Annotated in this window: 18 protein-coding genes and 1 pseudogene; 16 read left to right on the top strand and 3 right to left on the bottom strand. The window is 39.6% G+C overall.

The window, feature by feature from the left end; genetic code table 11:
* Nucleotides 1-42 precede the first annotated feature (42 nt).
* The 7 genes from J6I44_RS12485 (at nt 43) to J6I44_RS12455 (ending at nt 11056) form a co-directional block, all read left to right on the top strand.
* Nucleotides 43-813, top strand: coding sequence for an MIP/aquaporin family protein (locus J6I44_RS12485; protein ID WP_265766476.1), 771 nt, complete (start codon nt 43-45; stop codon nt 811-813).
* A 198-nt stretch (nt 814-1011) separates the two neighbouring features.
* Entirely contained in the window at nt 1012-1521 is a 510-nt protein-coding gene (locus J6I44_RS12480; RefSeq protein ID WP_265766475.1) for an RNA polymerase sigma factor, read from the top strand.
* A gap of 244 nt (nt 1522-1765) precedes the next feature.
* Entirely contained in the window at nt 1766-2803 is a 1038-nt protein-coding gene (locus J6I44_RS12475) for a FecR domain-containing protein (RefSeq protein WP_265766474.1), read from the top strand.
* 115 nt (nt 2804-2918) lie between these two features.
* Nucleotides 2919-6512 (top strand): SusC/RagA family TonB-linked outer membrane protein, encoded by a 3594-nt coding sequence (locus J6I44_RS12470; RefSeq protein WP_265766473.1) that lies wholly within the window; start codon nt 2919-2921, stop codon nt 6510-6512.
* Between the two features lie 71 nt (nt 6513-6583).
* A complete protein-coding gene (locus J6I44_RS12465; RefSeq protein WP_265766472.1) occupies nt 6584-8323 on the top strand; it encodes a RagB/SusD family nutrient uptake outer membrane protein in 1740 nt (579 codons plus the stop codon).
* A 98-nt stretch (nt 8324-8421) separates the two neighbouring features.
* Nucleotides 8422-10095: an alkaline phosphatase D family protein gene (locus tag J6I44_RS12460; RefSeq protein ID WP_265766471.1), complete on the top strand. Its 1674-nt coding sequence runs from the start codon at nt 8422-8424 to the stop codon at nt 10093-10095.
* A gap of 106 nt (nt 10096-10201) precedes the next feature.
* Nucleotides 10202-11056 (top strand): glycerophosphodiester phosphodiesterase, encoded by an 855-nt coding sequence (locus J6I44_RS12455; protein ID WP_265766470.1) that lies wholly within the window; start codon nt 10202-10204, stop codon nt 11054-11056.
* Nucleotides 11057-11271: 215 nt separating this feature from the next.
* Here J6I44_RS12455 and cyoE read toward each other — a convergent pair whose 3' ends face one another.
* Nucleotides 11272-12177 carry a heme o synthase gene (cyoE, locus tag J6I44_RS12450; RefSeq protein WP_265766469.1) on the bottom strand — a complete coding sequence of 302 codons (906 nt, stop codon included), beginning with the start codon at nt 12175-12177 and terminating at the stop codon, nt 11272-11274.
* A gap of 95 nt (nt 12178-12272) precedes the next feature.
* Here cyoE and J6I44_RS12445 point away from each other — a divergent pair, with 95 nt between their 5' ends.
* Entirely contained in the window at nt 12273-13211 is a 939-nt protein-coding gene (locus tag J6I44_RS12445; protein ID WP_265766468.1) for a COX15/CtaA family protein, read from the top strand.
* Nucleotides 13212-13220: 9 nt separating this feature from the next.
* Here J6I44_RS12445 and J6I44_RS12440 read toward each other — a convergent pair whose 3' ends face one another.
* A complete protein-coding gene (locus J6I44_RS12440; protein WP_265766467.1) occupies nt 13221-14201 on the bottom strand; it encodes a nitrilase family protein in 981 nt (326 codons plus the stop codon).
* A gap of 847 nt (nt 14202-15048) precedes the next feature.
* On the opposite strand from J6I44_RS12440, the gene J6I44_RS12435 reads away from it, so the two are divergent.
* The gene (locus J6I44_RS12435) at nt 15049-16398 is read left to right on the top strand and encodes a tyrosine-type recombinase/integrase (protein ID WP_265766466.1); all 1350 of its coding nucleotides are present in this window, start codon (nt 15049-15051) and stop codon (nt 16396-16398) included.
* Nucleotides 16399-16745: 347 nt separating this feature from the next.
* Here the strand turns inward: J6I44_RS12435 and J6I44_RS12430 are convergent, their stop codons facing one another.
* Complete coding sequence (locus J6I44_RS12430) at nt 16746-18266, bottom strand: hypothetical protein (protein ID WP_265766465.1); 1521 nt, start codon at nt 18264-18266, stop codon at nt 16746-16748.
* 1552 nt (nt 18267-19818) lie between these two features.
* On the opposite strand from J6I44_RS12430, the gene J6I44_RS12425 reads away from it, so the two are divergent.
* From J6I44_RS12425 to J6I44_RS12395, 7 genes and pseudogenes are all read left to right on the top strand, one after another.
* On the top strand, nt 19819-20133 hold the full coding sequence (locus J6I44_RS12425; RefSeq protein WP_265766464.1) for a hypothetical protein: 315 nt from the start codon (nt 19819-19821) through the stop codon (nt 20131-20133).
* A gap of 12 nt (nt 20134-20145) precedes the next feature.
* Complete coding sequence (locus J6I44_RS12420) at nt 20146-21303, top strand: phage major capsid protein (protein ID WP_265766463.1); 1158 nt, start codon at nt 20146-20148, stop codon at nt 21301-21303.
* Nucleotides 21304-21665: 362 nt separating this feature from the next.
* The gene (locus J6I44_RS12415) at nt 21666-22064 is read left to right on the top strand and encodes a hypothetical protein (RefSeq protein ID WP_265766462.1); all 399 of its coding nucleotides are present in this window, start codon (nt 21666-21668) and stop codon (nt 22062-22064) included.
* Entirely contained in the window at nt 22064-22369 is a 306-nt protein-coding gene (locus J6I44_RS12410) for a hypothetical protein (protein WP_265766461.1), read from the top strand. Before J6I44_RS12415 ends, J6I44_RS12410 begins: the two co-directional genes overlap by 1 nt.
* Before the next feature lie 200 nt (nt 22370-22569).
* Complete coding sequence (locus J6I44_RS12405; protein WP_265766460.1) at nt 22570-22797, top strand: hypothetical protein; 228 nt, start codon at nt 22570-22572, stop codon at nt 22795-22797.
* 148 nt (nt 22798-22945) lie between these two features.
* Nucleotides 22946-23467 (top strand): hypothetical protein, encoded by a 522-nt coding sequence (locus J6I44_RS12400; protein ID WP_265766459.1) that lies wholly within the window; start codon nt 22946-22948, stop codon nt 23465-23467.
* A gap of 252 nt (nt 23468-23719) precedes the next feature.
* Nucleotides 23720-23794: pseudogene (locus J6I44_RS12395) on the top strand (IS1595 family transposase); the annotation flags it as partial.

The raw sequence follows: 23794 nt of genomic DNA, 5'->3' as shown, positions 1-23794 counted from the left end.
TCAATAAGCTAATATCTTTAACTCTATAATTACGAAATATTTATGTCTCCATTTATTGCAGAAATCATTGGCACAGCCATCCTGATACTACTCGGAAATGGAGTAGTAGCAAACGTTTTGTTGAATAAGACAAAAGGAAAAGACAGCGGATGGATTGTCATAACCTGGGGATGGGGAATCGCGGTTTTTGTAGCAGTATTTACTATGGGACAGTTTAGCGGTGCCCACATTAATCCGGCTGTGACCGTTGGGCTTGCAGCAGCAGGTTTGTTTAAGTGGTCCCTGGTGTTCCCTTATATTGTAGCACAGCTCATTGGAGGTGCCCTTGGAGCTTTATTGGTATGGTTATCGTATCGCGACCACTTTCAAGAGACAACAGATGAAGGACTTATTTTAGCCTGTCATAGTACAATTCCCAATATCAGGAGGTATTCCTCTAATTTCTTAACCGAAGCAATTGGCACGCTAATCCTTGTATTGGGTGTGCTGTATTTAGTATCACCGGGATTTATTGGAGCCAACGGCCAGCTTTTAGAGACCATTACGATTGGTGGTAAGGAAGTAGGCTTTGGGTTAGGGGCCTTATCGGCTCTCCCTGTAGGACTGTTAGTTCTGGGGATAGGATTATCGCTTGGCGGTCCAACGGGGTATGCCATAAATCCGGCGCGGGATTTAGGTCCAAGAATCATGCATGCTCTTTTGCCCATTACTAATAAAGGCACCAGTGATTGGAGCTATTCCTGGATTCCGGTACTGGCTCCTATTGCAGGAGGAATATTGGCTGCCGGTATTTATATCCTGTTATCAACATAAGTCAGGACCATAGGAGAAGAATTGAATAGCAACAAAGAAACCTTTATCAAAAAATGTTCATAACATTTACTTAATATTTTGGTAAAGACTAAATGGTTTGGAGCAATTATATTTGAACCCATTAAGGAATGAAGGATAGTAAATGATATTCTAACTGGCTGAACTTTTAACGGCTTATAAGATGACGATTGGTTCGTGATGCTCTCTAAAAGACAGTTCAACAAGCTTTTTGATACCCACGTCCAGGCGGTATCTAACTTGCTCTCGTACTATACATCCGATAAGACAGAATTAGAAGATTGGGTGCAGGAAGTATTTATTAAGGTCTGGGAAAAGAGAGAAATCATAAATCCTGACCATCCAAAAGTGAAGGGTTATATACTCAAAATGGCCCGAAACCATGCGCTATATTCCCTCCGAAGCAAAAAGAGAAAACCCTCCTTCGATTATGATTATGCTAAAAAGGTACCCGTCTCAGTTCATACCGTTGATGGCCAATTAGCAAAAAAAGAGTTATCTAATGCCTATCAGCAGGCGCTGGAACAGGTGCCCACCAGGGCAAAGCAAGCCTTTAGGTTAAGCCGGGATAAAGGTCTGACGTACAATCAGATAGCAGACCAAATGGGCATCTCTCCAAAAACGGTAGAGGGGCAAATTAGTCATACGTTGAAAATATTACGCGTAGAGTTGGATGAGTTTCGAGTCTGAGATCTTAGCTTCTTTGTAAGTTCCTTTTCCACAACTTCTTGAAGGTGGACGTCCTGTCTTTAATCGCTGAGATTCTCCTTCACTTCTTAATCCATCACCTTCATTGGCATATGAAAATCAGTCAGCAGGTGATTTTTCTGTCCCTCATGTTGATAAAACCTCATTTAAAAAAATAAAAAAATTATGAGGGTACCCTTGGGTTTTAAGCATATATATAAATGGAAGGAAGAAAAGAATCTAATGTATGATGAACGACCCCGGCGACATATTACTCAGGCGTTATTTAGAAGGAAGCTGTACCCAGGCCGAAGAGGAACAAATAGAGGCTTGGCTGCAACAGGATTCTTCACATGCTGATCGATTGGAGCAGTTTGCTATCAGAAATGCCGGTAGTAGTACAGGAAACATTGATGAAGGACATATTAAAGCAACCTTGTTGCAGAAGATCGATGATAGGACTCCTGATGCAACAGCTGACTCATCAATATCATCTCTTCCAAATACCTATTTACACAAAAAAGATAAATACCAATGGGTCGCTACGGCAGCGGTTATACTGTTAACACTCTCAGCGAGCGTGGGTATTTATGTATGGCAAAGTCATTTTTTAGACCAAGAAATTACCTATGTGGAACGCACGATGCCGGCTGGTAAAACGGCAATACTAACATTAAGTGATGGAAGTAAGGTACATCTAAACTCGGAAAGTACGTTACGCTTTCCTGAAAAGTTTGGAACTGCAAGTCGTAAAATATTTTTGGAAGGTGAAGCCTTCTTTGAAGTGGCACCAGATGAGGAACGTCCTTTCAAAGTTCATGCCGGTAATTTAAAGACTACCGTTTTAGGCACCGCTTTTAATATAAAAGCATTTCCTGGTGAACAAGATGTGAAAGTGGCGGTTGAGCATGGAAAGGTATCGGTAGAAAAGGGGCAGGCTGACTCTCCAGATGCAATGTTATTAACCCGCAACCAATGGGCTGCATTTGACAAAAAAAGCCAAAAGTTTACAAAAGAATCTGGTGACATTCGCCGGCTAATATCCTGGAGGGATGGAGTTTTATATTTCCACAATAAAACTGTAGCAGAGATTGTGGCAACCCTGGAGCGATGGTACGGCACAGAAATTAGCATCGAAAATGAGGCCATAAAAAGTTGTGTGTTACATGGCGAACAACAGGAAGAAAGTTTAGAAAATGTGTTAGAAGCTATGCAGTTTGCTCTGGATGTGGATTATAAATCCACAGAAGGGGGGATAATTATAACAGGAGGAAGATGTAAATAAACCGGTTATAACATATACGAATAAAAAAGGCCCGCTTACCTAACAATGTTGGCGCATGTAGTAAGCGAGCCGTCAATTAACGAGTAATAAAGAACCCATTAATCTTTTATAAGATATGAAAAAAACAATACTAAGAACAGCCTATCGTATGTCACGTGATGCCTTACTGGGATTACTAATGTGTTGTTTGTTAGCTCCATTAGTCATGGCAGAACATAGCTCTGCCCAAAGCATAGAAGATGTTTTTGTCGAGATTGCTGCTGAAAATAACTCAGTTGAAAGTGTTTTTAGCGGTATCGAATCTGAGACGTCTTTTTCTTTTCTATATAGCAAATATCGGATAGAAGCGATGCCTTATCGTGTATCATTCACAGACAAACGACGTTCTGTAGCTGACATTTTAAGGTTGGTTGCAAGAGAGACCGGCCTAAAATTTAGGCAGATTAATAAAACGATAACGGTTAACGTATCTGATTTTAAAACGGTAGGAAAAGATGATCCGGTTGCAGAGACCGTGGAAGGAACTGTTTATGACGCTAATACTCAAGAGAGTCTGCCTGGTGTTAATATTATGGTTAAGGGAACTACGACAGGGACCTCTACTGATAGTGAGGGAGCTTTTGAGCTTACTGTCGAGAGCCTGCAGGATACGTTGATAGCCACATTTGTGGGGTATAAAACGAAAGTTATACCTATAAATGAACGTGAGAAAATCAATATTGAAATGCAGCAGGAGGCTATTACTGGAGAAGAAATGGTTGTAGTCGGCTATGGTACCCAAAAAGAAGAAAATCTGGTTGGCTCGGTTAGTGAAATGGAAGTTGAGGATATTGCAACGCGTCCGTCTGCTGATATAGCAAGTTCTTTGCAGGGAGCTATTCCGGGTTTAAATGTTAGAAATGCAGGTGGTGGAGATCCATCGAAGACGGCTTCCATTAATATTCGTGGTTTTAACTCGATAAATGGCGGATCGCCTCTTGTTTTAGTTGATGGAATCGAGGAAGATCTTGCGAATGTAAATCCCAATGATATTGAAAGTGTTACGGTCTTGAAAGATGCTGAAGCTGCAGCTATTTATGGCGCGCGAGGTTCTTTTGGAGTCATTTTGATAACTACCAAAACGGGTACGGAGGGAGAGTTTGAAGTAGAATATTCCAATAATACCGGTTTTACAACCAATACGACTCGTACGGATTTTGTGACTAATCCCGCTACCTATGCCCGGTGGGCGGATGAAGCCATTGGTTCGTATCATAGTGGTTGTTATGTGTGTTATGAGGGTGAGGATTGGGATATTGCCGAACAAGTGGGGAAGGGTGAGATAGAACCCTATTATGAGGAGCAACCGGATGGGACCTATAAATTCTATGGGAAAACTGATTATTATGATCTCCTGTTTAAGAAACGGCGTCCACATGTGATGCATAATATATCTGTCTCCGGAGGCTCTGATAAAATTAATGGATTTATATCAGGGAGGATATACCAGCGGGATAAAGTTCAAAATATTCAGGATTCTAAGCTAAAGCGATATAACCTCCAGGTTAGCTTGAATATCACTCCCTATGACTGGTTAAAACTATCTGCTATCAGCAAATTCAGTAGCAGGTTTAATGAAGAATTTGCTGGCACCAAAAATGGTTGGGGCGGTACCTTTGGTGTTAGTAAATGGCGTGATGCTTTTCCCAATTATCCAGCTTTTATAGACGGGTATGGCGTAAGTATTGGACGAACCAGAAATGGGTATGTAGGCCGCATGGGGGCCTTGAAAGAGGGAGCTGCTCATCGCCGATGGAAGTACGAAAAGCAGACAAATACATTAAAAGCTGAGGTAAACCCTGTTCAGGGATTAGAGCTTAAGATGGATTACAGCTACTCCATTGACAGAAATGATCGCACATATACCTATACCCCCTTTTCTTATCTGTCAGGTAATGAACTTGAATTAATAGAGGGGGCTGGCCTTAATCGGCATAATGAGTGGCGTTGGAAGGATTATTACCAGGCTTTGAATATGTATGGAACATATACCCAGGATATTGCAGACAAGCATAATTTTAAGTTAATGCTTGGTTATAACCAAGAGGTGTTTGACCGTGACAGAGTGGGAGCGAGAATTGAGGATCTGCTCACAAGGGATAAGGCCAATATCTCATTTGGAACTGAAATGTTAGATATGTCAGGATCGACATTAGACTGGGCTCTTCAAGGTTATTTCGGCCGTTTTAATTACAATTATGATGGCAAATATTTACTGGAGGTGAATACCCGTTATGATGGATCATCTCGTTTTCCAAAGGATAATCGGTGGGGATTGTTTCCGTCAGTAGGTATAGGTTGGCAAGTAGATAATGAAAAATTTTGGACCTCCGCTGTAGACAATGTGATTTCCTCATTAAAGTTGAGGGCTTCATACGGAAAGCTGGGCAACCAAAGTGTAGGGGTAAACACCTTCAGAGAACTTATAGGGATGGGTAGGAAATCTTGGTTAGTTGATGGTCAAGAAGTTAATTATGCCCGGGCACCAGAACCACTTCCGGCGAATATTGCCTGGGAAAAAATTACGTCAACGAACATAGGTGTTGACATGGGGTTTCTTGAGGATAAACTATCGGCTTCTGTTGATCTGTATGAACGCAATACCAGCGATATGTATCTGCCCGGAAGGCCACTGCCTGCTGTATTTGGCGCTTCAGAGCCGAGAAGAAACTATGCATCTATGCGAAACAGAGGGTTTGAATTAACCGTTGGTTATAATGACCAGTTTGATGTCATGGGTTCTGAACTTTCTTTTAATATACAAGCAAATGTATCAAACAATAAGGCTGTCATCACAAAATTTGATAATCCAAATGGTTTACTAAGCACCTTTTGGGAAGGACAGGAAGTTGGCGAAATTTGGGGCTATCGTATTGATGGCCAATTTCAATCAAATGAAGCTGCAGCGGCATTTGAGAATAAGTTTGGCCGAGATAATTTAGTTGAAGTTTACAGGGGAATACTTGACTACGGGTCAAATTCTGATTGGAATTACCTGAAGGGAGGAGATCTTAAGTATGTGGACGTAAATGGAGATGGTATGATTAACAACGGCGCTAATACCCTGGAAGACCGTGGAGATCTGGTACCCATCGGAAACGCCATGCCACAGTTTCCTTTTGGCTTCAACATCAATGCCGACTGGAAATATTTCGATCTCTCTGTAATTGGGCAGGGCGTTGCGAAACAACATTGGTACCCGTCAGGTCCATTGTATTGGGCTACTTTTCACAGACCATATGTATCTTTTATCAGGAAAGATTTGTTGGATAAAGTCTGGGATCCGAAACATCCGAATGATCCCAATAGAATTTATCCTCAACGGCAAAGGGCGTATAATGCCCTTAGTTCAGGACGTATGTCAGCTAATCTCAATGACCACTATTTAACAAATATAGGTTATCTGAGAATCAAAAATTTAACTTTGGGCTACACCCTTCCGCTGAGCCTCACACAAAAAATTAATGTCAAACGGTTAAGAATCTTCTTTAGTGGTGAAAATTTATTTACCTGGACCTTTGGAGGGTTAACGGATTACCTGGATCCTGAAGCAGTAGGGGCCCATGTAAGTTATTCAAATCCCAATGGTGTTAGTGCCAAACCTGCTACCAATACACAGCTATATCCCATGGGTAAGACGTATTCTGCAGGTGTGCAAATTAGCCTGTAATGGTTCCCCGCCAATCTCTAAGCAGATTTATCAGCGAATTTTTTAACTATATAATGAAAATAGGTATCACAATGAGTAGGATAATACAATTGTCAACAATCGTAATGTTGTTCCTAATAGCTGCAAGCTGTCAGGATATACTTAATCAACCTCCTGATGATGCTATAACAGCAGAAGAATTTTTCAATACAGGTGATGATTTAAGAGTGTACACCAATGATTTGTATGCTGTATTGCCCAAGAAATCGGTGTATATGGATGACGCCGCTTCAGATAATATTCTGGGAGTGAGTGCTGCCAGCAGAGTTGAAGGCTCACGTACGGTACCAACAGGCAGAGGTAGCGGAGGATGGTCTTGGGGGTATCTGCGAAGAATAAACTATTTCCTCGAAAACTATGACAGGGTAGATGATGCGGGTGCCAAGGCCAAATACTCTGGCATAGCCAGGTTTTTTCGAGCCTATTTTTATTACGAGAAAGTGAAACGGTTTGGAGATGTCCCCTGGTATAGCGAAGTGTTGGAAGCGGATGATGAAGAATTACTGAATAAAGCCCGGGACTCACGAGCATTAGTCATGGACTCCGTTCTTACCGATATAAATTATGCTGTCGATAATATTCCTGCAGAAAAAAAATTAAATGAGGTTACAAAATACACGGCACTTATTTTAAAAGCCCGGATCTGTTTGTTCGAAGGGACTTTTAGAAAATATCATGATTTAGAAGGTTCCGGTAAATTCTTGATAGAGGCGGCCTCAGCTGCTGAGGAGTTGATAGATTCCGGGGCGTACACTTTGTATATCAATGGTGGTGAAGACCGGGCATATCTGGATTTGTTTGCGAGAAGTAATCAAGATATGACTGAGACCATTTTAGCTGTGGATTATGAATTTGGCAAACGAACGCACGATTTAGCCTATAGGATGACGGCACCGACGCAGGGTCGGTGGGGGCTCACAAAAGAGCTTGTCAATAGCTATTTAATGCGTGACGGTAGCCGATTTACCGATCAGGCTGATTATGAAACCATTGGATTCTATGAGGAGATGCAGAATCGAGATCCAAGATTAACCCAAACTACAGCAGGACCTGATTATGCTACCTATGGTTCGGATGATCGTGAACCCGTCAATTTAGATATAACGAGAACAGGATACAGAGTGATAAAAGCGTTGCCCCCGAAAGGGCCACAATGGGGCTCGGGTGGATCGTATAACGATGTTATCCTTTTCCGTTATGCCGAGGCGTTACTGATTTATGCTGAAGCAAAAGCAGAGTTAGGAACGCTTACGCAAGCAGATTTGGATATGTCGATTAATAAATTGAGAGATCGTGTGGGTATGCCCCACTTAAATATGGCCGATGCCAATGCGAACCCCGATCCTTATCAGGAGGCTATGTATCAGAATCTTGAGCAGGGGGCCAATAAAGGCGTAATTCTGGAGATCCGACGGGAACGTAGAGTAGAAATGGTTAATGAAGGGCTGCGTTGGAGCGACTTAATGAGATGGAAAGAAGGCAAAAAGGTTGAAAAACCGATAAGGGGTATATACTTCTCAGGTTTGGGAGCCCATGACTTTAATAAGGATGGTAATTATGATGTCTATGTACATGATGGAGATGACTCGGGAGCACCTGCGGAAGTAACGGCAAAAATTAATATTAATGAACGACCTCTTACCAATGGGACATCCGGAAACTTAAAACTGTTCTCCGGTGGCACATTTGAGGAGCCCAAGGACTATTATTATCCGTTACCAAAAGAAGATTTAGAATTAAACCAAAATTTAGAACAGAATCCGGGCTGGTAAAAGTAGTGGGATAAGCAACGATCCCATTTGACCGCTGCTTTGGCGGTCAGATGGAGAATAGAAATATAAGGTAGATTGTAAATAACAATGTATTAACAATGAGCAATAAAAATAACGACGATGGGAAAAAGTCATCAGAACACGAACAGTCCAGGGAACAGGGTTGGCTGTCAGAGTCTATAGATCGAAAGGGCTTTTTGAAAAGAACCCGGCGGCTGGGCAGTTTTGTGATCGGTGGTGGTATCATCGGATCATTATGGCCTCTCGCGTGTAGTAATAGCAAAGCAACCAATGCCCCGGTTCCTCATACGCCTTCTAAAACGGAAGGTTACCCATTTCAACTGGGAGTTGCTTCGGGCGATCCCCTGCCTGATGGCGTTGTGCTGTGGACACGCCTGGCTCCCGAACCGCTCACTATTGGGGGCGGCATGGAATCTGAACCTCGTGAAGTACAATGGGAAATAGCCGAGGATGATTCGTTTAATAACATTGTGAAAAGCGGTACTGCTATCGCGAAATCACAATGGGCCCATTCGGTACATATCGAAGTTGAAGGTCTACAACCAAACCGTGAATACTACTATCGATTTAAGGCCGGATCGGAAGTGAGTCCCGTGGGGCGGACAAAAACCACTCCAGCGGCCAATGAGATGGTCAGTCAGCTTAATTTTGCCTTTGCCTCTTGCCAAAATTACGCCTCAGGCTATTATACGGCCTATGATCACATGATTAATGAAGACCTGGATGTCGTCTTCTTCCTGGGGGATTATATTTATGAAGGCGATGGACAAGGACATATAGGACGGGGACATATTCCCAAGAAGACTATTCACTCACTGGCTGATTTTCGTATCCGGCATGCGCAATATAAGAGCGATCCTTCCCTGCAAGCAGCCCATGCAGCTTTCCCTTGGGTTGTGACGATGGATGACCACGAGGTGAAAAATAATTGGGCGGGAATAAATGAATCGGCTGATCCTCAAAATGAAGCTGCATTCCAGGATCTGAAAGCGCGAGCGTTCAAGGCTTATTATGAGCATATGCCGTTGCGGATGCCGGCCAAGCCGGGCGCTGATATTGAGACACAGTTGTACCGGCGATTTATTTATGGGAATCTGGCACAATTCAATGTGCTTGACACCCGCCAGTTCCGAACTGATTTTGCATGTGGAACAAGTCATAGTGCAAACTGTGCTGAGCGACTGGATCCGGCGCGTACAATGCTCGGAGATGAGCAGGAGCAGTGGCTATTTAATGAGCTGCAGGAATCATCAGCGGTGTGGGATATCTTGCCCCAGCAGGTATTTATGGGACAAATGGATCGCAAGGAAGGTCCGGGTGAGAGCTATAGCATGGATAAGTGGGATGGTTACACCGCATCACGTAACCGACTATTTGAGGCTGTCAAAGAGCATGAAGTCTCAAACTTTGTAGTCTTAACCGGAGATATCCATCGTAATTTTGTGAGCGATTTGTTAGAAGATTTTAGTGATCCACAATCGCCGGTGTTGGGAACGGAACTGGTGGGAACAAGCATCTCATCTGCTGGTGACGGGGCTGATATAACCGCATCCGGGAAGAAGTATTTAGCCGAAAATCCGTGGATAAAATTCGTTAATCGCCAGCGGGGCTATGTGCGCTGCCAGGTAACACCGGAACAGCTCAAAGCCGACTTTCGGGTCATGCCCTATGTAGAGAAAAAGGGCGCTCCTATAAAAACAAGGGCCTCGTTTGTGGTTGAAAATGGCACCCCGGGAGCAAAGCGGGTATAGCGGTTAGCTTTTTCCTATATTTTGACAATATGATTATCATGGTAATTTAAACGAAGGCTTTTGCAAAAGCCTCTTAAACGTAAATAAAAACTTTTTTAAGATGAATATGAGCTCAAAATTGGGATTGTTGTTATCTACATTATGCTGTCTGCTGGTACTCCAGGGATGCGGGAGCAGTGAAGGCGAGACTTCTGAACAGCAGGATAATCAGGCAAAGGTACCCCCCTCCATCGAAATTATCGCCCATCGCGGGGATTCCTATAAGAATCCGGAAAACACGATGGCTGCGGTAGAGTCGGCCTGGCAAAAAGATGCCGATGCGGTAGAAGTGGATGTATATTTATCAGCCGATAAAAGGGTTGTGGGCATTCACGATAAAACGACTGACCGTACCGGTGATAAAGACTTATCGGTTATGGAAACCAGTTCAGAAGAACTGCGAACGGTGGATGTGGGTTCATTCAAAGATGAAGCGTTTAAAGGCGAGAAGATCCCCTTTTTGGAAGAGATAGTGGCTTCCGTCCCCAAGGGCAAACAATTGTTTATCGAAATAAAGGATTCGGAGCGTGCGGTACCCTATATCAAAGAGATTATTGAGCAGAGCGATAAGAAGGAACAGATGGTAATCATTGCCTTTGATTGGGAAGTGGTAAAAGCCAGTAAAGAGCAGTTGCCGGAGGTACCGGCCTACTGGTTGCGCTCGGCTTCACGGAATGCGATGGGTCAGTATGAACCTATTGATGCAGAACTCCTTCAAAAGGTAAAAGATCATAATATCGATGGTCTGGATATTCATTTTGAAGGGGCTACCCCAGAACTGGTAAAAGCGAGCCATGAGGCCGGGATGAAGCTGTATGTGTGGACCGTCAATGAAGGTAAAGCTATGAATCGTATGGCCAAAATGGGCGTAGATGGTATTACTACCGACCGCATAACACGAGCAAAAGAGGTGTTGAAGTAACTTTACTGAGGTATAGTGGTAAGGACCATCAGAAATTATGCAGTGCAGCTAAAACAAACGCGGCAAACGAATTTCTTGCCGTGACCTTTTAGTTCATTTTCGGACCGAGCCAAAATGAAGGTGAGATAATTTATCTATAAAAGTTTGTGTGAGTATACTACCAGTGAGAAAGATCTATTGACTTATACCTATTGAACTCTCAAGGACTTTTCTATTTAGAGCAGCAATAAATCGAGAATCACAAAGGCCCAGATAGCAGGAAGGTAACCAAAAGAGGCAAACATTAGCTTCTTGGCGGAGGCTTTATCACGGTTTATACTAAAGATAAGACCATAAAAGAGAAATATTATGCTACTGATGAGGGCGCCCGCCAGGTAAAGCCAGCTGTTCATGCCTACGTAAAATAAACCATAGCAGATAGGAAGAAGGGCAAGCAGGCAGGGGAGAATCAGTGCCGTTGCTTTGAATCCGGAAGAATCGTTTCTGGGGAGCATGCGAAAGCCTGCATTGGAGTAGTCATCTTTACAAACCCAGGCAATAGCCATCACGTGAGGGACCTGCCACAAAAATACGATGGCAAACAGTATCCACATGGCGGTACTACCTAAATGTCCGGTAGCGGCTGCCCAGCCGCCAACAGGGGGTAAGGCCCCGGGAATGGCACCAATAAACACATTCACAACGGATACCCTTTTCATAGGGGTATAGACTCCAAGATAAATCAATGTGGTGAGGAGCGAAACAATCGCAGCTACATAATTGACTACAAACATCAGGTAGATCAACCCGGCAAAGATAAGTCCAAGAGAAAATAGAACACTTTGGCGAGGAGAGATTTTACTGGAGGGGACCGGACGTTTTTGAGTTCGTTTCATTCGTCGATCAAAACGCCATTCTAAAAATTGGTTATGGGCGGCAGTCCCCCCGGCAATCATCCAGGTGCCAAAGGCAGCATGAAGCATCAGTATATAGTCGATACTACTGCCAGAACCAAGGATAAAGCCGATCAGCATACTGGCCAAAACCGTAAGCGTAATGCCCGGCTTGGTCAGCTCATAATAGGCTGTCAGCTTTTCGGTGTTTAGAAACTTTGAAAGAGTAAAATCTGTGCTTAACTTCATGCCAAATCAATAAATTTTGGAAGGCCTTAAGGTAGCAATATTTATTGAAAAGTGGTACTCTAAAGAATGGATCGATTTTGTTGAATCAAAAAGGTATGACGCTTAATACGTATCAAAAAGTAGCCTTAACTACAGTAGGAGCAACGATTTTCCTGATCTTCGTCGGGGGGCTTGTGCGCGCGTCCGGCGCGGGGCTCGGTTGCCCGGACTGGCCCAAATGCTTTGGCATGTGGATCCCACCTACAACTGTTGCTGAGCTGCCGCCCGGCTTTGATGCTTCGGCCTTTAATGCCCTTAAAACCTGGACCGAATATATTAATCGGCTGATTGGTGCCATCATCGGCTTATTAATAACTGCCACCTTTGTGCTTTCATTCCGATATCGAGAAGAAGAATCCGCCGTATTCTACAATTCTGGGGCTGCCTTTGTGCTTGTTTTAGTGCAGGGCTGGCTCGGCGGGCAGGTCGTGATCACAGGCCTTAATGAGTGGTTGATTACCCTTCATATGCTGCTGGCGATGTTCATCATGATGATCCTCATTTTCGCCGTCTTTAAAGCATCAGAGCAGCAGTTTTCCATTCAGCTCTCCCGCTCAGCCCGTCGCTGGCTGTTGATAAGTGGGGGACTGCTGCTGCTCATAACATTTGTACAACTCAGCATCGGTACTCAAGTGCGCGAAGCCATTGATCTGCTTAAGAATATGGCTTCACCGCCCGACCGCGCTACTTGGATTTCCCAGGTAGGTTCTGTGGATGAGCTGCATCGATCCTTTTCCTGGGGCGTGCTGATCTGTGGGGCAATCACCTTGTATTTTGCCCGATGGCACGCCCAGTCGCCGTTGTTGTCAAAAATAGGTAACTGGATCTTTGGCTTACTCCTGTTCCAGACCGCTACCGGCATAGGGCTTTACTACCTGGGCATGCCGCCGGTTTATCAGGTCGTTCACTTAGTCGGCATAGCTCTTATTATTGCACTGGAGTTTGTGCTGCTGTTGCTGGTAATGCAGGCCGATGAGAAACATGCTGTAGGATAGGAAGCCAATTCATTTTGATCCCTCTTCTTCGTTCTTCATCCAAACGGGCTTGGTTTCCGACTGATGGTCCTGCCCGAGGATATCCTGGTACAGCTGCGGCCGGCGGGCGTTGCGGTATCGCCATCCACCGGACTGTTTCAGCTTTTCCCTGGTAATTCGTGCAACGGTTATCTTATCATCAAAGGATTTTATCTCGGAGAGAACTTCGCCATAGGGATCGAGGATCATGGAATTGCCATTTTTGAGCTGATCCCCATCGTAGCCTATCGGGTTGGTGAAGGCGTAATACACGCCGTTGTCATAGGAGCGGGCGGGTAGCCATCGCATAAGCCATCGTCGTCCCTTGGGGCCGTCAAATTCGAGGCGCAGTGAAACGGGATCGTCTTCGCGGTTTTGCCACAGCGCATCATCTACAAAACCTCTGCCAGGCATGGTGGAGGGAGTACAACCGGTCACATGAGGCGCAAAGATCACCTCGGCGCCCAACAGGGCCGTTGCACGCACATTTTCGATGATATTGTTGTCATAGCAAATGAGGATGCCACATTTCCATCCGAGCAGATCGAAGACGACGTATTCGTTACCCGGTGAGATATGACCATTGATGAAGGGATGCAGCTTTCTGAATTTGGCCAGGACTCCATCCCCTGAGACCGCAATGTAGGTATTGTAGAAGGTGTCATTCTCCTGTTCTACCAGTCCGGCGAGTATAGGGATATCGTATTGTTTTGACAGGTGCATTAACTTCTGCGTACTTTCGCCATCGGGTACCTCTTCTGCCAGTTCGTTCATCTCCTTGAGGGCCAGATCTTTGGTAAAAGTATAGGCTGTGATGCACATTTCGTGGAAACTGATGAGGTCTGCTCCTTCTTGTTTGGCCTGCCTGGTCAGTTTTTCAATGACAGACAGGTTATAGGCTTTATCTCCGTCTTTGGGTTGAAACTGGGCAACTGCAATATTGAGGTGTTGATTTTCTTGGTGGTTGCTCATCGTCTGGTTAAGGTCTAAGATTCTGGATTAGGTACTGTCGCAGCTTATTATTTTCGGTATCCGGGGACTTATAATTTTATAATTCCTGATCAGTTCTTCAGGATGCCCCTCTATCATAAATAGATTACGATGTACGGTTTTTACAAACAGTCTGGCAGCGCCACTGCTGCACCTGTTGACTCCTGGATTGAGATAAGGTATCGGGTTGTGTCATAGCTCAAACGGTACTAAATAAAGATTTAGTTTATGAATGGGATGATATTAAAACTAAGCGGTCACTTCCAGTATAAGGGTCAGTAGCCTGTATTTATTACGGAGGGAGGTCAAGAGGGTGAAGGAATGAAGCTCTTTGTTTTATGGTGTCTTTTGGATCATACGAGGCGTAAGAAAACTGTTGCTCCATTTTTAGAACAATGTCGTACTTCTATCACTTTTTTGAATGACAAAAAAGTAATCCAAAAACTCACCGGCTGAGAATCATGGAGCGCTCCGGTCTCGGATGGGATCACTTCAATGGTCCTTCCCGTTAGAGAGCAGCTTCACAAATGCCACCGGTGTGAAATGATCCTGATCATCCTTCGAACCTCCGCCCATGATTCGTTAGGCCGGAAGAAGAATCAAAAGCACCATATCTCAAGAAGAGACCTATTGGCCTTGAAAAGTCAGGGATCAGCCTAGATTTTTTAAAAGCCTTTTGGATTAAGACTAAAAGATTTAATGCCCTTCATACGATTTAAACGGCACTTTATACACCCTATATCAGTTATATATTGTCCTCAAAATGTCCTATAATAGGGATGGAATGGCCCTGAAAGCCTGTAAGCATCAATTTAAGACAAAATATAATATGAGACTCAAGTTAACAAACGAATTTATAGAATCTCATCCATCCCCGACAGATAAAAAAAGTATCACAATAAAGGATTCAGAAATAACAAATTTAGGAATTAGAATTTTTGAATCAGGCACAAAAAGTTGGATCTATAGGTATAGTATCAACGGCTATGCCAAACGCTACACAATAGGCCGTTTCCCTACCATAGGTATCAAAGAAGCAAGGCAGGAAGCCCACAATTTAAAAAAAGATGTGGCAAAAGGGATAGATCTCAACGTTCGAAAACAAAGAAACAAACGAAAGAACGCTGGTACTAAATTAATTGATGTCATTCCCAAATTTAAAAATATCCATTTCGGCCACCTTAGAAAAGCTACAAAAGATTCATATAGGCAGATTCTGGACAATCATTTGAAACCATTTCATAAAAGAAGAATTGATGATATTACCTCAGAGGATATAACAAACTTTTTAGATAGTTATGCCAATAAGGGAAAAAATTACATGGCGAATAATATCCGGCGCGTATCACATATATTATTCAACTATGCTAAAGACAGGGGATACGTTACAGAAAATATCATTTCAGATACCAGCCCCTATAAAGTCAAATCAAAAGATGATGATAATGATGACAGGTATTTATCATTCAAAGAGCTTTACAAAGTCTGGAAAGCCTCAAACGATTTAAAAAATCCCTTATCCCTTTACTATAAAATTTTAATTCTATTAGGCAGTAGAACAACCGAAACTATGCACCTTAAATGGGATGATTTATCATCAGATGATATGCAAATAACCATTCCAGCAGAATCAACAAAAAACGGTAAACCTCACGTGCTACCCATGAGCGAAAGAATAAAAAATATGTTTGTGGAACAGCATCAATTTACAGGGAATTCAAATTATATTTTCGAATCTTCAAGGGGAAACAATAAGCCTTTTAGCTCAACTCATTATTATCAATCGAAGCTTAAAAACATAACTGGAATAGATGATTTTAATAATCATTTGATACGGCATTCTATGGCATCCCATATGGCAGATATAGAAGTAGATCCCTTTTCTATTTCGTATGTTCTAAACCATAAAATCAAACAAGACGTTACGGAAAAATGGTATGTCAAGAGTCAGTATATTCCATCCAAAAAAAGAGCGTTAAATGCTTATCACGACGAACTATTTAAACAGTTTTCAAAGTTCAGAAAACAGGAGCTTAAAGACGAAAATCCATTAACTGATATTGATGATAAATTAGGAGGGATCAGTATTAATAAAGCCACCAAATTTACAGATAAAAAAGAGTCTGTAAACCTTTCTCAACAGCAGAAGAAAACGGATGATGAATCTTTACCTTTCTAATCCCAAAAATCCCCTTATATAGCCCACAAACACAATATTTCAACCTTTTCACGGAAATAACAAAAATACAGGCATGTCCTACCCTTACTTACAGATTTTAAGCTCTTAGAATTGAATCCTACAGTAGGGAATCCCCGTTTAAATAAAATTGAGCGGGGTTCTTTATTTTTGGAAATATGGGTATCCAACATTCCAGACTTTTTATAATTTTAGACTGTTATATTGGATTTGAGGAAATAAAAAAAGCCGTCAAGCTATCAACTTAACGGCTTCAAGTCCTAAATAGCAACTACTCTATTAGAACTTCTCAATAACACTTTTTAAACGTTCATAACCATAAATAATTATTAAATTTTTTCGAAACTGTAGGGCAAAAATAACCGTTGCTTATTCCCGGCTGGAAATAAATTATCTACTTCATTTCTAACCCTATTAGGAATCATAATTCCATCCTGTAAAGGAACGAACGGCTGGTTATTATCGATAAGATAGTCAGTAACAACACGTGTATTTGTTAACTCAATTCTGGCCATCCTGTTGTTAAATTGTCCGTTATCATTCTTGTTTATTTTCATCAGTCTTTTAATAATTTTAGGGAAAAAATCTTTTAAAAATTTAATTCCTATATGATCATCATTATGATATATCACATTAGGTTCAAAGTTTAAACACTTATTAAAAGGCTTTTTAAATTCCTTTCTATCAACTCCTAAGTAATTCGCAGGAACGTCGTAAATTAGCCCGCTACAGGCAAGTAACATATATAAGTATATATTATCATACTCAAGAGTTTCCACCAGTCCAGACGGAAAATCTAACTCATCATTACACTGCACAAGTAGTTGAGCGTTAAGGTCAAGAAATATAAATTCCGTAGTTATTCCATCGCCTTTTTTAAAAAAGCTGGTTAAACTGTTCACTATTATTTCCTTTTTTTCATCATCCTTGCAGGCAGTATGAAGTATTTCAGCAGTTTCATTAATCACATCCAAATCAGACTGAACTTTTGCATATCTATATTTCTTATTACTATAGATAGATGTTGAAGTATATTTCTTTGTTGCCGTGATAAGCTGGTTAGCTAAAGAGTAGGGGAAAGAGTTATCTATATCCCAGCTTATGTACTCTAAATTAGGATGATCAGTATGGAATAATCTATCCCTAAAATCTGAATCTAATCCACCTTCGGCACAGTGAACCCGAAAGTTTTTAAACGTGAATTTCTCTTGTCCCTGTTTTCTCGAATGATACTTTTTTATGCCTTCCACATCCTCAATTCCTTCATCATCAACCGACCATCTGTCCAGCTGGTCAATGATTTTATAAGTCCATTTTGGGTAGTTATCAAATTTAGAAGGACCTTCTTTACCAGTAAACTTATTGAAAAGTGAATCTTTAACTTTAATAGTCTCAAGTTCCCAATCCCATTTCTGGTGGTAAAAGTTATGATCAATACAATACTTCTTTGCTTCAGCTCTGTTTACATTAGCATGTTCTGTTGAAGTGTATGAATCATTAACGTTTATTATCTTCTTTCGCTGAAGGAATCGAAGGAATAGCATCCGATATTTAGGAGTTAAATAAGATTCCTGAATTGATGCCATCTGTGGAACCATCTCCACAAGTTCATCATACTTTTGTGAAGGATTATAAAGGGAATGCAGTAGCAATAACAGTCGTTTATAGTTCTGTTCTTCTTGATCCCTCAGCCACTTGTCAACGGCTTCCAGTTCGTCTTTTTTTGCATTCTGATAGTGTTCCTCATCTTTACTTTTCAGATGATTTAAAAACTCTCCTGAATAAAGAAATTTTCTGAATTCTGACTTTAGGTTATAGTTCTGAAGTTTATAAATAGTTAGTTGTTTCATGTAGTTGTAGTTGCAAAATTTAAATGTTATTGAGTTTATATAACGATCAATTATAAGTTATATTTTATTTCTATTGATCGTCTATATTTACATACGTTTGAGATTCAACTTTATGTAAATATATTTACTTAGAATAAGATGAATAAAAACAACAACTTAGCTAATATACTTCAATATTAAACTAAATAGAAAGTCCCTAAAATTGTGCGAAATGGAATAAAATATGAGATCTATATAGGTAGGCTCTACATAAATCACAATTAATAGATATCCCTTATTGAAGCCTATAAATGCCTATATTAAGGGGATGGCTTCACTTCTAAGAGCATAAATTAAGAAAGGAATGGTAACATATATGTATAAAATATGAGATTGATTTAGGTAGGCTCTATATATTACAAAATAACATTAAATGTAGTTACTTAAATAGCCCTAAAAATAGGAAAAAAATATGAGATCGTTTGAGGTAGGCTAAAATTAACTCTGAAGCATACAGAGGCCGATTTTCTTTCTACTATGTTGGTAGTATTTAAGCGCTACTCTAAGAGCATCATAGTGTCTGCCCTCCTGTCTCCCCGACGCTCCGCTTCGCTACGCATAACGCTTTCGCTTCGCTTCAGCTCGTGGAACGTATAGTGATTTAATGTAGTATATTTAATATATATTATATAAACATAAATAACATAGATCCCACACCCACCAAAGACTTAGAGAAAATATTTCATACACTTCCTTCTTACTTCATCCATGATCAAAAGATAAATTAATAATCAAATAAATAACTATCTAAAACGTTAATGAAATAGAAGACGTGTTAATGTATATGATGATTATTAAAAGCTGTCATTTAGACATAAATATAAAATAAAATCACTGATAATTAACGATACATCAGAAATAAAATAATCATCAAATAAAAAATATAATTATGATACATTACATTGATAAGAAGATTGATAGATTTGCCGAATATGTAGCACGATATTATTTGGAAGAAATAAAAAACAAAGGATCTACCAGAAAGGGAAACGATAAAACGACGAAAGCATCTGACTGTATTAATATTCAATGATGATATGAAATGCTTTTGATCAATACTTAAATGTAATAGCATCAGAGTGCTTCACTTGCTTTCCTAATTCATTACTTACTTTGTTACGTTACAGAAAGGCTCAACCTGTAGAAAACAATTCAATATCAGGTTGAGCCTTTTCTATATACGCACAAATATATATCCCCTTCCAGCACTTCCTTACTAAATCCCTTCTTATAGCCTATAAAGCCCAATAAATATCAAATAAATATACCTGAAAAGTTATGCTAATCTATATGTAATAGTAAGCAATCGATAAAGGATTAAGCAAGGAAGATGATGGAGAAAGTAGAAAAACAGATAAAACATTTAAGAGAGAAGATAGAAGACTTTGCCCAAAATCCGGCTTTAAAAGATGAGCAAAAACACTTCTATATATCGATGTATCAAACGAAGTTAGACTATTTATTGAGCAAGTAAGTAAACAGGAATTAGAACTATTCAAGAGAGAATAAAAAAATGGCAGAACAAGAAAAATTATATAAGACCATCCCCAACGTACCAAAAGTTTTTAATGGTTATTCGGTCAAGCTTTTTAGAAAGTATTGCCAGAAAAAATTAAATAATGGTGAATTAAGATCATCAGATATACGATCAATTAGAACACTGTGTTTTTTAGAGGGTGTTATACTGCATAGGATTGAATTTGCAATCTATGTAATACACGAGAAAGACGAAGACAATGAGTACTACAATGATTTAGCAGATTATGATACATACATAAAACTGTCAAAAGAGATTAGAGAACTTAAGAACCAAATTTTTAACAACTAAATTATTTTAAAAATGAGAAAGACATTAAGAGAAATAAAAACAGAAATGAACGATAAACTAAATGAAATGACTCAGCATAATGAGTCAAATAACGTTGAAGCTTATAACTCAGCAGAAAAGGAATTTAAAGAGTTAGAAAAGAAGTATAACGAAGCCAAAAAAGATAGAGAGATAAACGACGATAATTACGAAAAAATAGGAAGCAATAATTTAAATCAAGAGATTCAAATGAACGACAACAAAAAGAAGACAAAATTATACAATTCAGCGGATAGACTTTACACACCTTCAAACAGTGATATCCAGCTCGAAGATGCTTTAACGGCTATTGTAGATAAGCCCATTACAGATGAGCAAAAAGACTTCATTAACAACAGTGTAACGTCAGATAATTACGAACTTTCAGAAGTCGTTTCATCTCAAATTATCGACCGAGTACGAAAGAAAAATAAGTTAATCCAGGCGGGAGCACTAACGGCACAAGTCGATAATAACACGAAGTATATCACAGTAGATTCAACTCCTAATGCTGTATTTCATGAAGAATTAGTTGAAGAAACAGCAGACACAGGCGATCACTTCGGCAGTATCAAAGTAGATTCAAATACTGTAATGAGTCACTTTGTAGTCTCAAGAGAGATGATGCAGGATAGTCGCAATGGTGGAGATGCTTTATCATTGGCCTTAACAAATAGTCTTTCAAATGCTATTATGGAGAAAAGTTATACTGCATCAGGCAGTGCCGAACCATCAGCTTTAAATTCAAAAGTAACACAAACCCAGACTTATAGCGGTTCGGTTACACACGGTGAATTTGTTAAAGCGAACAGGCAATTGATTGAACAAAATGTAGAGCAGGAGAACGTAAGCTTTATCTATAGCCCAGCGACGTGGGAAGATATTTCATTATCTACAGATAATAACGGCAGGTACCAAGATGCACCCTCAACGATTAGAGATGTTCCCACATTTACAGATGCTAATTTGTCAAATGGTACTGCTTACGTAGGAGATGCAAGTAACTTGATCTATGCTTTTCAGATGAACGTAACGTTAGAGAAGTACAATTCAGTTACCGCAAATAGATTCGGAACCACGTGGCTGGCAGTAGCACGATATGATCTACTTCACTTAGATCCTTCCAGCTTCGTACGTATTGAAAGTCAGTAAACAAATTAATGAAGGCAGTCAGCACATCTATTGCATTTATATGTTTTTATAGATTATCTATCTCAAACTGCCTTCAGGTTCTTTTAATCTCTCTTAATGAGAGAGCAAAAAACAGGCAGGTGTAGTTTCTTTTAGTCATTGAAAAGTTTTAGAACTGTCTTAGTATATGATTGTAGAGCCTGTCAGTCCATCGAGGTTGGCAGGCTCTCTTTGCTTAACAACACTATTATATAACATACAAAAAGGTAGGGGGAATGCCGTTTTCAGGCTCTAAAGGTCGATTCTATAAATCACCGACTCAGCAGAAAAAAAAATCAAAAAACGTTTGGGGGGTAAATTTTTAAACTTAAAAATCAGGAGAGATGAAATATAAATCAGTACCACAATTACCAAAATTATTAAAACAGTTAGATTCTGAATACGCTAAATCCCAATGGCGGGTTTATTGTAAATATTATCTCGAAAGAGAAAATTTAGATAAGGCATTCCTTAGTAGAATTGAAAATTTAATTTTCATGGAAGTACAGCAGAAAGAAGTAATTCAAAAAATGATAACTACAGATGATGAGTCAGCTTTAGCAGATCTAAGAAAAGCATACTTTCGCTATGAGGTCAAAATATCTAAGCTTATAGGAGAGTTAAAACTTTATCCTTTAGCAACAAATTTTATCAATCCAGATTCCACCAGACAGCAGAAAAAAAGAGATGAAGAAAGAGAGCAACAGGAAAAACAGAAAGCTAAAGAAAAACTATTAGGCTAATGGATATTGAAACCTTAAACGAATACGGAAAAAAAGTATATCATTGTTACCAGTATCAACTTAAAGAGAATGATTCATACGACGAATTAACAGACAGAGATATATCATCAGTTGCATATTTAGTTCAACTTCTCAAGGAGATGCAGGAGGAATACAATTCAGCAGATATTAAAGATTTAGCAACAGATTATTATACGGATCTACATCAGCAGATTGTGAAATATGATGTAGAGATTAACGACTGGCATAAACAGCTATCTATACAATCATTAGATGAGTTTACAGAGTCAGCAAGTGCTATATAGCATACATATCACATGTGGGAATAGATAAGGCATACATAACCATTACTAAATTTTTTAAGGTCTTTAGAATCAATCCTACAAAGTCAAAAAATCAAATAAACGGCATTTATAGCATATAATGACATTTATTTGATAATCATCATTTTGATGGCTACCCTATTAATCTTACTTCACCAAGATTAATAAAAATACATATCAGTATGTTCAGAATTACAAGAGTTGAGTTAATAGAGAAGATTAACAATAGAAATGATGCCCCAGAAAATACAATATCAGACTTTCAAAAGATTGTTAATGATTTAATTCGTGACTGGAGAGGTAAATTTATTTATAGCGATATGGATCAAACTTTAACAGCAGATTCAATAGAAGAAGCTGAGGAAATATTTAATCAGATAAGAGAGGATTTATTAGAAGATACAGAATAAAGATGATCCTGTAAATATTTTGAAAAATAATAAGCAAATACTATGTTAGAATTGTCTTGATGTTATGAGATAAGCCAACGTATATGAGCCGTGAAGTTTAGTAGCTTCACGGCTTTTCTATTTTTATTTTAGATCCAAAAATTCATTTATGGAATACATTTCAATATTTATATCAGTAGTAGCTGTTTTCTTTACTTATCGAGGCTTAAGTAAAATGAAGGAACATAATCGTAAATCAGTAAAACCATTACTACAACATAGAAAATCAATTCACAATTTGGATAATGGTTTTGATGTCAAAATTTATAATAAAGGATTAGGCCCTGCTATAATAACAGAATTCTATGTAAAGATTAATGATGAAAAAATAGATGGAAAGAATTCAATAGAGATTCAGAATAAGATAAAGAAAGAGTTAGAGGAAAATATAAAAGGTTTAGATATTGATAAAAGTGTCAAGTTAGAATATAGTGCGTTAAGTGATAACAGCGCTTTAGAGATTGGAGAAAGTTTTTGTTTAATAAGAATAATGGATATTGATTTGGATGTTTTAGCCAAAGTAATAGAAAATATTTCTATTTACTGTACTTATGAATCCTTCTACAATGAAGAACAAGAAATCACAATAGATTTAAATACAATATCAGAAGCTATAAGGGACGCTCATTAAAATTAAATATTGTCCTTTGATTGTCCTCACCAATATAAGTAAAAATAATAAATACCTGTAAATTACTGCCTATCAATAAGTTATATACGCACAGGAAAGTACTTTTAAATTTCTTTTGGATCATGCCAAAAGGTGGAATATAAATATGGATAAAAAGCTGTACAAAAGTGGTAAAGAAGAATAACTAACGACTTTGATTAGGGTCTAGTGAAGCATAGCATATTATAAAAGTTTGTAACATATTGCTATGCAATGAATAATAAGTATTATAAGCGTTCAAAAATTTCTGAAGCTAAATTTCGGCAACTGATCCGCTATTTTGCGATG

The sequence above is a fragment of the Fodinibius salsisoli genome, assembly GCF_026229185.1.
Taxonomy (GTDB): Bacteria; Bacteroidota; Rhodothermia; order Balneolales; family Balneolaceae; genus Fodinibius; species Fodinibius salsisoli.
This window is presented reverse-complemented; position numbering and strand designations above follow the sequence as displayed.

Bases quoted from the DNA above. Each gene is read 5' to 3' on its own strand.
- J6I44_RS12485 (WP_265766476.1), top strand. From the start codon at position 43: ATGTCTCCATTTATTGCAGAAATCATTGGCACAGCCATCCTGATACTA.
- J6I44_RS12480 (WP_265766475.1), top strand. From the start codon at position 1,012: ATGCTCTCTAAAAGACAGTTCAACAAGCTTTTTGATACCCACGTCCAG.
- J6I44_RS12475 (WP_265766474.1), top strand. From the start codon at position 1,766: ATGATGAACGACCCCGGCGACATATTACTCAGGCGTTATTTAGAAGGA.
- J6I44_RS12470 (WP_265766473.1), top strand. From the start codon at position 2,919: ATGAAAAAAACAATACTAAGAACAGCCTATCGTATGTCACGTGATGCC.
- J6I44_RS12465 (WP_265766472.1), top strand. From the start codon at position 6,584: ATGAGTAGGATAATACAATTGTCAACAATCGTAATGTTGTTCCTAATA.
- J6I44_RS12460 (WP_265766471.1), top strand. From the start codon at position 8,422: ATGAGCAATAAAAATAACGACGATGGGAAAAAGTCATCAGAACACGAA.
- J6I44_RS12455 (WP_265766470.1), top strand. From the start codon at position 10,202: ATGAGCTCAAAATTGGGATTGTTGTTATCTACATTATGCTGTCTGCTG.
- cyoE (WP_265766469.1), bottom strand. From the start codon at position 12,177: ATGAAGTTAAGCACAGATTTTACTCTTTCAAAGTTTCTAAACACCGAA.
- J6I44_RS12445 (WP_265766468.1), top strand. From the start codon at position 12,273: ATGACGCTTAATACGTATCAAAAAGTAGCCTTAACTACAGTAGGAGCA.
- J6I44_RS12440 (WP_265766467.1), bottom strand. From the start codon at position 14,201: ATGAGCAACCACCAAGAAAATCAACACCTCAATATTGCAGTTGCCCAG.
- J6I44_RS12435 (WP_265766466.1), top strand. From the start codon at position 15,049: ATGAGACTCAAGTTAACAAACGAATTTATAGAATCTCATCCATCCCCG.
- J6I44_RS12430 (WP_265766465.1), bottom strand. From the start codon at position 18,266: ATGAAACAACTAACTATTTATAAACTTCAGAACTATAACCTAAAGTCA.
- J6I44_RS12425 (WP_265766464.1), top strand. From the start codon at position 19,819: ATGGCAGAACAAGAAAAATTATATAAGACCATCCCCAACGTACCAAAA.
- J6I44_RS12420 (WP_265766463.1), top strand. From the start codon at position 20,146: ATGAGAAAGACATTAAGAGAAATAAAAACAGAAATGAACGATAAACTA.
- J6I44_RS12415 (WP_265766462.1), top strand. From the start codon at position 21,666: ATGAAATATAAATCAGTACCACAATTACCAAAATTATTAAAACAGTTA.
- J6I44_RS12410 (WP_265766461.1), top strand. From the start codon at position 22,064: ATGGATATTGAAACCTTAAACGAATACGGAAAAAAAGTATATCATTGT.
- J6I44_RS12405 (WP_265766460.1), top strand. From the start codon at position 22,570: ATGTTCAGAATTACAAGAGTTGAGTTAATAGAGAAGATTAACAATAGA.
- J6I44_RS12400 (WP_265766459.1), top strand. From the start codon at position 22,946: ATGGAATACATTTCAATATTTATATCAGTAGTAGCTGTTTTCTTTACT.